The organism is Propionivibrio pelophilus DSM 12018 (genome assembly GCF_059569095.1).
Genome location: NZ_JCANUT010000018.1, coordinates 49,309 through 61,145, shown reverse-complemented (window position 1 = coordinate 61,145; position 11,837 = coordinate 49,309). Strand labels below are relative to the sequence as shown.

Annotated in this window: 12 protein-coding genes and 1 tRNA gene; 8 read left to right on the top strand and 5 right to left on the bottom strand. The window is 58.5% G+C overall.

Annotation, left to right across the window (positions count from 1 at the left end; all coding sequences use genetic code 11):
* The 3 genes from BO74_RS09845 to BO74_RS09835 form a co-directional block, all read right to left on the bottom strand.
* Positions 1-272, bottom strand: a 272-nt coding sequence (locus tag BO74_RS09845; RefSeq protein ID WP_496441950.1) for a helix-turn-helix domain-containing protein, incomplete at its 3' end; no start/stop codon positions are given.
* 60 nt (positions 273-332) lie between these two features.
* Entirely contained in the window at positions 333-1,010 is a 678-nt protein-coding gene (locus BO74_RS09840) for a phosphatase PAP2 family protein (protein ID WP_496441948.1), read from the bottom strand.
* Positions 1,011-1,123: 113 nt separating this feature from the next.
* Positions 1,124-3,085, bottom strand: coding sequence for an LTA synthase family protein (locus BO74_RS09835; RefSeq protein WP_496441946.1), 1,962 nt, complete (start codon positions 3,083-3,085; stop codon positions 1,124-1,126).
* A gap of 115 nt (positions 3,086-3,200) precedes the next feature.
* Between BO74_RS09835 and BO74_RS09830 the strand changes: the two genes are divergently transcribed.
* The 8 genes from BO74_RS09830 (at position 3,201) to BO74_RS09795 (ending at position 11,006) form a co-directional block, all read left to right on the top strand.
* Positions 3,201-3,884 (top strand): response regulator transcription factor, encoded by a 684-nt coding sequence (locus tag BO74_RS09830; protein ID WP_496441944.1) that lies wholly within the window; start codon positions 3,201-3,203, stop codon positions 3,882-3,884.
* Positions 3,874-5,145, top strand: coding sequence for a sensor histidine kinase (locus tag BO74_RS09825; RefSeq protein WP_496441942.1), 1,272 nt, complete (start codon positions 3,874-3,876; stop codon positions 5,143-5,145). Before BO74_RS09830 ends, BO74_RS09825 begins: the two co-directional genes overlap by 11 nt.
* 82 nt (positions 5,146-5,227) lie before the next feature.
* Positions 5,228-5,917 (top strand): class I SAM-dependent methyltransferase, encoded by a 690-nt coding sequence (locus tag BO74_RS09820; RefSeq protein WP_496441941.1) that lies wholly within the window; start codon positions 5,228-5,230, stop codon positions 5,915-5,917.
* A 3-nt stretch (positions 5,918-5,920) separates the two neighbouring features.
* The gene (locus tag BO74_RS09815; RefSeq protein WP_496441940.1) at positions 5,921-6,646 is read left to right on the top strand and encodes a lipopolysaccharide kinase InaA family protein; all 726 of its coding nucleotides are present in this window, start codon (positions 5,921-5,923) and stop codon (positions 6,644-6,646) included.
* Positions 6,643-7,038, top strand: a complete 396-nt coding sequence (locus BO74_RS09810) for a diacylglycerol kinase (RefSeq protein ID WP_496441938.1) — start codon at positions 6,643-6,645, stop codon at positions 7,036-7,038. The genes BO74_RS09815 and BO74_RS09810 overlap by 4 nt, the downstream gene beginning before the upstream one ends.
* 131 nt (positions 7,039-7,169) lie before the next feature.
* Complete coding sequence (locus tag BO74_RS09805) at positions 7,170-8,006, top strand: SMP-30/gluconolactonase/LRE family protein (protein ID WP_496441936.1); 837 nt, start codon at positions 7,170-7,172, stop codon at positions 8,004-8,006.
* Positions 7,993-10,116 (top strand): LTA synthase family protein, encoded by a 2,124-nt coding sequence (locus tag BO74_RS09800; RefSeq protein WP_496441935.1) that lies wholly within the window; start codon positions 7,993-7,995, stop codon positions 10,114-10,116. The genes BO74_RS09805 and BO74_RS09800 overlap by 14 nt, the downstream gene beginning before the upstream one ends.
* Before the next feature lie 518 nt (positions 10,117-10,634).
* Positions 10,635-11,006 carry a surface-adhesin E family protein gene (locus BO74_RS09795; RefSeq protein WP_496441934.1) on the top strand — a complete coding sequence of 124 codons (372 nt, stop codon included), beginning with the start codon at positions 10,635-10,637 and terminating at the stop codon, positions 11,004-11,006.
* A gap of 105 nt (positions 11,007-11,111) precedes the next feature.
* Here the strand turns inward: BO74_RS09795 and BO74_RS09790 are convergent, their stop codons facing one another.
* Together BO74_RS09790 and BO74_RS09785 are read right to left on the bottom strand one after the other, a co-directional pair.
* Positions 11,112-11,357, bottom strand: a complete 246-nt coding sequence (locus BO74_RS09790; protein WP_496441932.1) for a transcriptional regulator — start codon at positions 11,355-11,357, stop codon at positions 11,112-11,114.
* Between the two features lie 358 nt (positions 11,358-11,715).
* A tRNA-Asn gene (locus BO74_RS09785) sits at positions 11,716-11,791 on the bottom strand.
* Positions 11,792-11,837 lie beyond the last annotated feature (46 nt).

The following is an 11,837-nucleotide window of genomic DNA, read 5'->3' as shown; positions in this document are numbered from 1 at the left end:
GCCCCCACAATGCGTTGTCGAATCCAGACTTCCTGCACCATCGACAGTTTTCGGCACGCGCCGGGGGGACGTCCACGCAGCCTTTCTGTCAGGGAACCCTCGCCGGCGGTCTGTACCTTTCGCAACCACGCCTGAACCGTCCGGACATGAACTCCTGCCACCTTCGCCAGTTCAACGCCGCTCAGGCCCGACTGCTTCCGCAGTCGAAGCACCATCTTCCGCAGCGTATCTCGCCCCTCATAACCCAGCTTACGCGCATCAATCTTTTCCATGCGGAAATCATACAGCAAACAGCCTATTTAAGGGCCGGGTTAATAGTCATCAAAAGCGACTTAGGTCTCTTGAACGGACTTGCCGGACTGAATCGCCCAGCTGTTTTCGTCATCAATCGCCCGTCGATAGAGAATCCATCGATAACACGACAGACAAATCGTCCAGTCGATCAGCAACGTCCAGAGATTGTGGGACAGGAAATGCGCGCCCTGCATCATGCGTCCGGCCGAGAATACGGTCCCTGTGCCGAGCGCTATCGCGAGGGCGATGCGGGCTGCGCGAGGCCGGCGATCCCGCAGAAAGAAGAACAGCGCAAGCAGCGAGAATCCGGCCGAAGCGTGTCCTCCGGGCCAGCATCGACCGGGTTTTTCGGTCGGCGCGCGCTTTTCGAGCAAGGAGCTGAATTGCTCGGTGCCGCCAAACTCGGAAAGGCTCCATGGGCAGTGCACTGCGGTCAGCGCCTTGAGTGGCGTAACCACGCTGGTTGATAAAACGAGCGACAGGACCAGATACCCCAGATGACGACGCCAAGAACGAAGCCGTCTCGAAACGAGGCTGATCAGAAAAAGGGCAATGGCCACGACGGCGAGAGCGATGACGACTTGCTTGGCCCGATCGTGGAGAATGTCCTCCAGCCAGAAACTGTGGCGTCCGATAAAGCCGCTGCCGGGGACATAGAACGCGCGTGCGATGGCGAAATCCAGCCCCGCCGGATCGAAGGCCAGCAGCAGCGCCATCAAGGCGAGCGGAATGGCGAGACCCAGCCGGAAATCAAAGAACCGGGATGCGGCGGGAGACGAAGCGGTAGACATGAATACTCTCCAGAGCGAGGCGACGTCTTATCGGCGTCTCAACGCCGGCTGAGCATGACACGTGGCGTATCGCTGCCTTTCCAGGCGATCAACCCTTCCTTGAAGGCATGGCTGGCCCCCTGGTAATAGGCGATGTCACGCCTGAGCAACGGGTCGTCGGCGTTCGCCCGAGTCTCGTGACTGAGGCCGAGAGCGTCGTCATGGCGGCGCATGGCGCGGCGGGGGCTGAGGATGGCGAGGTTCTCGCCGTCAAACAGACCGAGATGCTGGTAATTTCCGATCAGGGCGCGTCCTGGCGCGGCATCCGCACGCAGCACATTGCGGCCAAAGAAGGTCGAGGTGTAATCGAAGCCCAGGAGGCCGAGCAAGGTCGGCGCCAGGTCGATCTGACTGGTGACCGAGGCCATCTCCCGCGGCTCGATGAAACCCGGCGCGTAGATGAACAGCGGGATATGGTAGTTGGCGGCGGGCAAATCCTCCTTGCCTGCGCTGCCGGCCGTGTGATCGGCGACGAAGATGAACACGGTCTGGTCGAACCAGGGCTTTTTCCGCGCGGCTTCGAGAAACCGGCCAATCGCGTAGTCGGTGTATTTCACCGCACCTTCGCGCCCCGTACCGGACGGAATGTCGATGCGTCCCTCCGGGTACGTGTAGGGACGATGGTTCGAGGTGGTCATCAGTTGCAGGAAGAACGGCTTGCCGGCGGCATGATCGGCGTCGGCAACCTTCAGTGACTGTGCGTAAAGGTCTTCGTCGGACATGCCCCATGCGTTCGTGAACTGCATGTCGGCATCGGCAACGCTACTCTGATCGACGATGCGATAGCCGTTACCGCCGAAGAAAGCGTTCATGTTGTCGAAATAACCACGCCCGCCATAAAGGAAAACGCTGTCGTAACCCTGCGCCTTGAACTGCTGGCCGAGGCTGCTGTAGCCGGCCTCGCGGCCGATGCGCTTGACGATGGAGCGGCCGGGCGTCGGGGGAATGGACAGCGTAATCGCTTCGAGGCCGCGATCGGTTCGCGTGCCGGTAGCGTAGAAATTCTTGAAGAACAGGCTGCGCTTGCGCAATGCGTCGAGATTAGGCGTCAGGCCGCGCGTGTCACCCATGCTGCCCAGATATTTGGCGCTCAGGCTCTCGATGGTGACCAACACCACATTTCGCCGTTCGGGCGAGCCCGGGTTGTCGATTTCTCGGCGGATATCCTGCGCGTCCGTGCCGACAAAACGGGCATTCGGCTCGCTGACTTCTTTCCGGATCAACGCGGCGACCTCCTGATCCGGCAAGACGGCATAGAACTGCGCATAGTCCAGCTCGTTGTTGCGGAATGCCGCGAAGAACTGGAACGGGCCGTTGCTCGCCAGTTCGCGCTGATACGCATTGCCTCCCAGCCATCCGCGCGGGAAATCCTGCCCGAACACGAGGCTGCTCAGCACGGCCACCAGCAGCAACGACGCCAGCCCTGCCCACGCCTTTCCTCTGCTCAACAGCGGCGCTTCGATCGCCTCCGCAACGTATTTTCCGAGGGCAACGGTCGTGCCGACAGCCACCACCGCCAAGGCGGCGAGCAACGGATAGATCGGATAGGACTCCAGAATGTTGTTGACCACCTCCTTGGAATAGACCAAATAGTCCACCGCGATGAAATTGAAGCGCACGCCGAATTCGTCCCAAAACAGCCACTCCGCGGCGGCCGTAAACAGCATAACGAACAGGCTGAACCCCAGAAGGGCATGCAAAAACCAGCGATGCCAGGCTTGCTGCCAGAGCCGGCGCGGACAGAGCAGCAAATAGGCGGCCAGTGGCAGTGCGGCATACAGGAGAAAGGTCAAATCGTAGGCCAACCCAATCCCGTAAATGGCGATGAAACCACTCAATGTCGCTCCGGCGTCGGCCAGGTGCGACGCCAGCAAGACACTGCGCGTCAGGAAGAAAGTCGCCAGCCAGGCGAGGAGAATAATCGACAGGTAGCGGAGTTGGGCGTAACGAACTTGTGGCATCGTATGGTCTCTGACGAAAAATGCAGGCGGCAGTTTGCCGAGCCTCCCGTGAGACGTTCGTCAATACGATGTGAAAAAAGCGTCAATTCAACAACACGACTGGATGATTTCGCCTATGCGCATTCTGGTGATAGAAGACAATCGGGACATTCTGGCGAACGTGCTCGATTACTTGCAGCTCAAGGGCTATAGCGTCGATTGCGCGCAGGACGGCTTGGGTGGCTTGCATTTGGCGACGACGGTTCACTACGATTTGATCGTGCTGGACATCATGCTTCCCGGCGTGGATGGCTATCAGGTGTGCAAGCGGCTGCGGGAAGACGCCCGGAGCGAGGTGCCGATCCTCATGCTGACGGCGCGTGACGCTCTGGAGGATCGCCTGACCGGGCTTCGCGCCGGTGCCGATGACTATCTGGTCAAGCCGTTTGCACTCTCCGAACTGGTGGCGCGGATCGAAGCCATCCTGCGCCGCAGTTCGGGCGGGAAAAAACGCCAACTGAAGGTCGCCGATCTGGTTTACGACCTCGACACGCTGGACATCACGCGCGCCGGCCAGCCGCTCAAACTCAATCCGTTGACAATGAAACTGCTGGCCATTCTGATGCAGAAAAGTCCCGCCGTCGTTCGCCGGGAAGCGCTCGAGGAAGCCCTCTGGGGTGACGACAGTCCGGACAGCGACAGCCTGCGCAGTCACATCCACCAGTTGCGGCAAGTCATCGACAAGCCCTTTGCCACGCCGCTGCTGCATACACTGCATGGCGTCGGCTACCGTCTCGCGGACAAGGACAATGAGTTCTAAGCAGCCTTTTGCGCGGCGCATTGTCATCGCCTTCGTCCTGCTGACGGTGCTGGTTAGCGGGGCTTTCTCGCTAAGCATCGTCGCCGTCGTCCATTTCATTGAACAACGCCTGGTCTCCGAAGAAATGCATCGCGAGCTGAATGGCGTTCTGCACGAAGATCTGAAAAATGGCCGCGCCCCGCGCCTGGATGCCAGGACACGGTTTTACGCTTCGAACCTGCCTGCATACACCATCCCGGAACGCTACGCCGGACTCGATGAAGGATTCACCGAACTGGTCGACGACGACCAGGCCTTTTATGCCTACGCACAAGAAATCAACGGCGTACGCTATGTGCTGGTACAGGACCAGGATGAATTCGAGGCCCATGAACAGGCGCTGTTCGATGTCGTTCTCGCAGGGTTCATTCTGACCGTCCTCGGCGCGTGGGCGCTCGGGAGGGTCATGGCTGGAAGGATCATGGCCCCCGTCAGCCGCTTGGCGCAACAAGTCCGGCATCGTGATCAACTGCTGCCGACGGCGCCGCCGCTGGCACCGGATTATCCGGATGACGAAGTCGGTCAATTGGCGAGTGCCTTTGACGGCACGTTGGGGCAGTTGCGCCAGTCACTGGAGCGTGAACGGCTGTTTACCAGCGACGTCAGCCATGAATTACGGACCCCGCTGATGGTCATCTCCACTTCCTGCGAATTGCTGCAACAGGCGCAGCTCGAACCACGCCAACGCGAACAATTGCAGCGCATCGAGCGTGCATCCGGCGAAATGCGTGAATTGGTGCAGACCTTCCTGCAATTGGCGCGTGGCAGTGTCGATGAGGCCGATTTCACGGCGACCGCCAGCCTGGCGCAGGTAGCGGAACAACAGAGCAAACACTGGGCAGAGCTGATGCGCGAAAAGGGACTCGAATTTGAGTGCATCACGGAAGGTCCGGATGACGGCCGATACAGCCCCACGCTGCTCGGCACGGTAATGGCTAATCTGCTGCGCAACGCGCTGCATTACACCGACCGGGGCCAGGTACGCCTGTTTCTCGAAGCGGGCGGTTTCCGGGTCGAAGACTCCGGTGCGGGCATTGCGCAGGAGCAGCATGAGTCGATATTCCAGCCGTTTGTTCGCGGCACGCTGGCGCGCGGCGAAGGCCTGGGGTTGGGGCTGTCGCTGGTCAAGCGGATATGCACGCATCAGGGCTGGAACATCACCGTCCACAACCTGTCGCCGACAGGCAGCTGCTTCCGGGTGCGTTTCACGCAGCGCAGTTGACGTTTTTTTCACATCTTTTTGACAGGGGCTTTACCACCGCTCAGTTACTGTTGCGGACGTCCTCACTTTGAGTCGCCACGCAATGACCAAGACACCGCCTGTCGAACTGGAATTCTCGCGCAAATACGACCGCAGCCATTCGGAGCAGTACCTGAAAAAGCACCACGAGGGATGGGCGCGCCGCCTTTCGCACTGGCGTGACGAGCAGGTTGCGCGCCATGCGTTGCGACTGGCCGACGATCCCGGCCTCGTCCTGGACTTGCCGTGCGGTGCCGGGCGGTTTTGGCCCTTGTTGGCCGAAGCACCGCACCGGGTGATTCTCGCCGCCGACAACTCCGCCGACATGCTGGCCGTGGCCCGGGCATCGCAACCCGCTGACGTCGTCGCTCGCGTCAGATCGTTCCGGACCTCGGCGTTCGCCATCGATCTCGGCGCCAATGCGGTGGACTGCATCTTCTGCATCCGCCTGCTGCATCACATTCAGTCGGCAGAGAATCGCCGGGTGATCCTGCGGGAATTTCATCGCGTCACGCGCGACACCGTGATCCTCTCGCTCTGGGTGGATGGCAACTACAAGGCCTGGAAACGCCGGCAACTGGAGCAACGCCGAGCGAAAGAAGGTCAGGCCGGGCAGAATCAAAACCGCTTCGTGGTGCGCCGCGCGGACATCGAATCCGAATTCGAGCAGGCGGGGTTCCGCATACTTGGGCACAAGGATTTTTTCCCCGGTTACGCCATGTGGCGAACGTACGTTCTGCGGAAGAAATCCTGATTGATGAGAAAATTGAGCAATGCCTTGCCCTCCGCGAAGCGGGGCGAACGTTTCGATGCTTGGTGGGCACGCCAAGGCAGTTGGGTTGAAGAACCGAATCAACGCCGTGGTGGCGTCAGTGGCGTGAAGATCCTGCAACAGGACGACCCACACCAGCCCATCCTCTATTGCAAACGGCAGACCGGTCACCTATACCATTCGCTTCGGCATCCTTTGGGGCGCCCGACCATATTGCGTGAACATCAGGCCTACCAGTCTTTCTTGGGCCTTGGCATCACAGTGCCACAGGTAGTCTATTGTGCAGCGCGAAAGCAGCGTGGGCAGTGGCAAGCGCTGCTGGTCACCGAAGCGCTGAGCGAGGGGTTTACCAGCCTTGACCGATGGTATGAAAACACGCCCGCGTACGAGTTGGACGCGCCTGCCCATCACGCCATTCTCCGGGAACTGGGCACGACGCTCGCCCGTCTGCACCTTTCGCGCTGGCAGCATGGCTGCTGCTATCCCAAACACTTGTTCGTCAGAACCCAGCCGCCGGAAAGCGAAAACGTGCGGATTGAGATCGCCCTGCTGGATCTCGAGAAAAGCCGCCGTCGCTGGCGTGTACGGGATGCCGCCCGACACGACTTGGGCCAGTTGTGGCGGCATCGCGGGCCGATGCGCGAGGTTGACTGGAACGTGTTGCTGGAGGCCCACGATCGCGCCCTGGCCAGCGCAAGTTCAGGAGCATGACCGCCGTGCCACCCCACGTTGAAACGGATGCAACGGCTCTGAAAGGCCGCTCCGGAATCGCGCGCATTGCCCATGCCACAGGATATTCGCTGGCGGGCCTGAAAGCCGCTTACCGCGGCGAGGCGGCTTTCCGCCAGCTATTACTGCTCAACCTTGTGTTGATTCCGGTTGCCTGCGCAATGGACGTAACGCGTAGCGAGCGGGTGTTGCTTATCGTTACGCCGCTCGCGTCGCTGATTGTAGAGTTGTTTAACTCGGCAATCGAGGCGACGGTCGACCGGGTCTCGCTGGCCATCCATCCGTTATCAAAACAAGCCAAGGACATGGGCAGCGCCGCGCAGATGCTGGCTTTGCTGCTGATCGTAGTCACATGGGGAATCATTCTCCTCTAGTTAACCAACGACACGTAATGACGGCCCCTCCCGAACACGGTTGCTGCGATTCTGAGGGAACACCTAAAAGCAATTTCTCTGCCGCGATGCCCCATACTCCCTCGCTCCTTTCACGTATAGGAAACCCTCGTTTGTGGTTCCCACTGGGTATTATCGTTTTGGGCATCTTTTCGTTCCTAGGCTGGCAACATTTCTATCCCGTACAGGCAGCTGACGGCTGGTCATTGCGCACATTCCAGGGCGGCATTCCGATGGTCAGCGCAATGGTCATCGACGGACGCGACAACCTATACGTTTCCCAGGAGTTCAAGAACGAAAAAGGCGCCATCCTCTGGCTTCATGCCGACGGCAAACGGCAGGAAATCGTTAACAAGCTGTCCAAACCCGATGGCTTGGCGCTGTTTCAAGATGGCATTGCGATTGCGCAGGAAGGGGGCAAGCATCCGGTTCTCTGGTGGCGTGGTGGCGAGACCCGCTCGCTGTTCTCAGGCGACAGCATTGAAGGGCTAGCAAGCGACGGTCGGAATCTGTTCGCCATTGAAGACGTGAAGCAGAATGGCCGACTCCTGAAATACGACCCGGAAACGAAGGAAACAATGACGCTTCGAGACGGCTTGGAAGAAGGGGAAGGTGTGACGGTCTGCCCCGATGGGCGCCTGTTTTACACGGAGAAAAAGAAAGGCTGGATCAAGAAATTCAGTCCGGGGAACGATGATGAAGTCATCGCACGAGGCTTGCAAGCGCCGTCGTTTCTCTTGTGCAACACGGAAGGCTTGTGGATAACGGAAGACCTCACGCACCGTGCCCGTTTTCTATTGCTCGATTATTCGGGGGCAATGCATACCATCCTCTCGCACCTTCGCTCCCCGCAGACTATCCTCTCCATCGGAAAAGAGCGTCTTCTCGTCGCAGAACAGGGACGCGGACGAATCCTCGAAGTGAAACGAACGACCCATGCCACGCAATAAATCAATTATTTCCGACCAACATGTGTTTTCATCGCCCCGTTCCGGCGAGCCACCGATCGACCTGAAGAGCCATCTGCGCTTTACGGCGGGCTGCGTTCTCGTCTTGATGGTCCTGTATTCGCTGTTGCGCGTGGCGCTGCTGGTTTATAACCGTGAGCAGACGGGGGGCGCCACAGCCGCCGTACTCGCCGAAGCCTTTTTCAACGGCTTGCGTTTCGACCTGCGGCTCGTCGTTTGGGCCTGCCTGCCGTTGCTGCTTGCATTGCCGAGCCTTCGGGCCATCTCGGCACGCGCGTTCTTCCGCCACTGGCTCACCGTATTTGCAAGCCTGACCCTGTTTCTCGGTGTCGTCGAACTCGATTTCTATCGCGAGTTCAACCAGCGCCTCAACAGCCTGGTGTTTCAGTACATGAAGGAAGATCCGAAGACGGTCATGAGCATGATCTGGTACGGCTTCCCGGTCGTGCGTTACCTCCTGGCCTGGGGCGCGGCGTCTTGTCTGCTGGCGTGGATCTTCCGGAAGCTGGACCTCGTCACCCGCCCTAGGAACAACCGGACAAGGGAGCCTCATCCGGCGTGCGGGAAACGATCCGTCCGGATCACTGCCTTCATTCTCTGCAGTTTGCTCGCTGTCGTTGCCGCGCGTGGCACCTTGCGCCAGGGGCCGCCCTTGCGCTGGGGCGACGCCTTTACCACCGATTCAACGTTTGCCAACCAATTGGGCTTGAACGGCACGCTGATGCTGGTTTCCGCCGCGAAGTCCCAGATGTCGGAACAGCGGGACAATATCTGGAAAAGCTCGCTCCCACCAGACCGCGCACTCGCCGTCGTCCGCCGGATGCTGCTCACCGACAGCGACACCCCGCTGGAGCAGGATCAACTCCCCATCCTGCGCAACTACGCTGCCCCCGCGCAAGCGACGTTGCCAATCCGGAATGTCGTGTTGATCCTCATGGAGAGTTTTGCCGGCCGTTACGTGGGCGTCCTCGGCGGGCAGGGCAACATCACCCCGTACTTCGACAAGCTCGCGGCAGAGGGCCTGCTGTTCACGCGGTTCTTTGCCAACGGAACGCACACGCATCAGGGAACGTTCGCCACCCTGGCCTGTTTCCCGAACCTGCCGGGCTTCGAATACCTGATGCAAACCCCCGAGGGCAGCAACGACTTTTCCGGTCTCCCGCAGCTGCTGGGGCGGCGAAAGATGGACAACCTGTATGTCTACAACGGCGATTTTGCGTGGGACAACCAGTCCGGTTTTTTCGGGAGACAGGGCGTCACCAATTTCATCGGGCGATTCGACTACAAGAACCCCGTGGTTTCCGACCCGACCTGGGGTGTTTCGGACCAGGACATGTTTGACCGCGCCGCAGAGGAACTAGGAAAGCAAAGCGCGGCAAAGCCTTTCTACGCGATCCTGCAGACGCTGTCGAACCACACACCGTATGCTCTGCCCGAGAGATTGCCGGTCGATCCCGTGACCGATCACGGTTCGCTGGACCCGCATCTCACCGCAATGCGTTATTCCGACTGGGCCCTTGGCCAGTTTTTCGAGAAGATCCGTAACGCCCCTTACTACAAGGAAACGCTGTTCGTTATTGTCGGCGACCATGGTTTCGGCGGAGGAGAGCAACTGACCGAGATGAATCTCGCGCGCTTCAACGTCCCCCTGCTGCTGATCGCTCCCGGCATCCAGGAAAAATTCGGGAAGACTCGGGACACCGTGGGAACGCAGATCGATGTGGTGCCCACCATTCTGGGGCGGCTGGGCGGCGATGTTCGTCATCAATGCTGGGGACGTGATCTATTGGCTCTGCCCGACGGAGACCCCGGTTTCGGGATCATCAAGCCGTCGGGGAGCGACCAGACGGTCGCCATCATCAACGGCGACAAAATCGTCGTGCAGTCGAAATCGAAAGCCTTGAAGACCTATCAATACCAACTCTGGACGAATCCTCGCGCGGATGAACTGACGAACGACAGCGAGGAAGGCGCCTTGAAGGAAAAGCTCGATGCGTTCATCCAGGTGGCAACACAAAGTTTGCTGAACAATACAACCGGCCTAAGCATCAAAAAGCGTCGCTCGGGAAGCTCTATACGAGAGGCGCGCTGAGTCTTACTTCTCTCAGCGGCCCTGAATGTCTTTCATGGTGCGGATATCAGGCACCGTCGTCCAACTTGGATACGCCTTTAAACGGCCTATCGGCAATAGTAACGAATCAATCCTCAAAAAGTGTTTATAAGCCTGTGAGTAAGTTGCGATGCGAGACAAAACGCATCGACAATTGCTGGGATCTAGGTGTCCAAAGTTTGTCCCGATGAAAAATTTAGCAGCGTAGCTACTATTAGTAGTGTTACTATTTTTAAATTACGTTACAGATAAGAAATTAAAGGGTTTATTCGCATATAGTAGTCATTTAACTACCGAGTAGAAGCTCTTGGTAACTCTGTGGACAACCTCTGGGTAAGTGTCCCAGTGCATTGTCCTGGCAGGGATTTTTTCGCCTGCTGTAAAAACAGGCAATGTGCTTTCGGTAGCCGATGACGCAACTCCACGCCGCTTGTAGCGGTCAAAGAAAACGATTTCCGGTGAGAGCGAGCCGGATGGTCATCTTCAGAGGAGAGTGTCAAATGCGAGGGATAGTTGGCGTTATTGCGTTCATCATTTCAGCCCCGGTGTTTGCCGGCTGGGAGGAAATGGTGAGTCGTGGGGGAATCTCGTTGTTCGTCGATCCCGAGACAATCAAGGTCAGTGGTGAAACGCGCAACGTACTCGCGCTGGTTGCGTACAACGAACCCCTGGAGAATGGGGCGCGTTCAATACAGGGGGCAATGGAATACGATTGCCGGGGCAAGCGCCTTCGGACGCTCACCTTCACTCACTATGCTGAGCCACTGGCACGCGGCCGGGTTGTGTCCGACAGTCAGACACCCTCCGAATGGAGCCCGGTCGCGCCGGGAACCTTTGCTTCGGATGCGCTAGACTTTGTCTGCCGGAAATAGCGTTGGTTATTTCTTCGCTATTGCTACGTTATTGCCATGACGTGAGTTGATGCTCCCGTTCCGAGGTCGTCGTCTCGGGGGCGAGAGCGTCAGTGCGTCGATACTTTAATGGGCCGGTTTGCGCCCCGGTGCGGCGGGCGGGTAGTAGCCGGAAATGCGGCACTGCACGCCTTCGACCGGTTTGCCGTTTTTATAGCGGGTGACGGCGCATTGCGAGATTTCGCCGAGGCGGGACAGTTCGTCGATTGCCAGGCGGACCTGATCGATCGACAATTTCGTCGAAGCCGCGATTTCGCTGTCGAGCAACTGGCCGTGTTTTTTGAGGTGCTGGAGAACTACATTGGAAGGCATGCCGAACCCTTTCGAAAATTGAGAACAAGCCCTTCTGGACGAACCATCAAGATTGCAACTGCATAACAACTAATACGTTCCGGGAGACAACCGGTATCATCGTCCCGCGCAAACATCTATTCAAGTGATTTCGACGGAAACGATCGATGAATCGTGATACCGGGCGCCAGTGAAGGCGATGCCGGTACCGGGAGAAGAAAGCAACTGCAAGGGCTGAGTCGCCTTCCGGGGAAAAAGAAACTGACAGAAACTGATATATGATGCGCGGATCAATTTTCGAGGGCGGGCCGAGTGACAGTGACACCAGAAAGACAAAAGAAAAAAGGGGCTGCAATGGTTTGCAACCCCTTGTGTTTCTTGGCTCCCCGACCTGGGCTCGAACCAGGGACCTACGGATTAACAGTCCGGCGCTCTACCGACTGAGCTATCGGGGAACAACGAAGCGCGCATTTTAGACATTACCTTGGTTGTCGTCAACTT

Excerpts from the sequence above, each read along its gene's own strand:
- BO74_RS09825 (WP_496441942.1), top strand. The coding sequence starts at position 3,874 with ATGAGTTCTAAGCAGCCTTTTGCGCGGCGCATTGTCATCGCCTTCGTC.
- BO74_RS09835 (WP_496441946.1), bottom strand. The coding sequence starts at position 3,085 with ATGCCACAAGTTCGTTACGCCCAACTCCGCTACCTGTCGATTATTCTC.
- BO74_RS09795 (WP_496441934.1), top strand. The coding sequence starts at position 10,635 with ATGCGAGGGATAGTTGGCGTTATTGCGTTCATCATTTCAGCCCCGGTG.
- BO74_RS09840 (WP_496441948.1), bottom strand. The coding sequence starts at position 1,010 with ATGGCGCTGCTGCTGGCCTTCGATCCGGCGGGGCTGGATTTCGCCATC.
- BO74_RS09820 (WP_496441941.1), top strand. The coding sequence starts at position 5,228 with ATGACCAAGACACCGCCTGTCGAACTGGAATTCTCGCGCAAATACGAC.
- BO74_RS09790 (WP_496441932.1), bottom strand. The coding sequence starts at position 11,357 with ATGCCTTCCAATGTAGTTCTCCAGCACCTCAAAAAACACGGCCAGTTG.
- BO74_RS09810 (WP_496441938.1), top strand. The coding sequence starts at position 6,643 with ATGACCGCCGTGCCACCCCACGTTGAAACGGATGCAACGGCTCTGAAA.
- BO74_RS09815 (WP_496441940.1), top strand. The coding sequence starts at position 5,921 with ATGAGAAAATTGAGCAATGCCTTGCCCTCCGCGAAGCGGGGCGAACGT.
- BO74_RS09800 (WP_496441935.1), top strand. The coding sequence starts at position 7,993 with ATGCCACGCAATAAATCAATTATTTCCGACCAACATGTGTTTTCATCG.
- BO74_RS09830 (WP_496441944.1), top strand. The coding sequence starts at position 3,201 with ATGCGCATTCTGGTGATAGAAGACAATCGGGACATTCTGGCGAACGTG.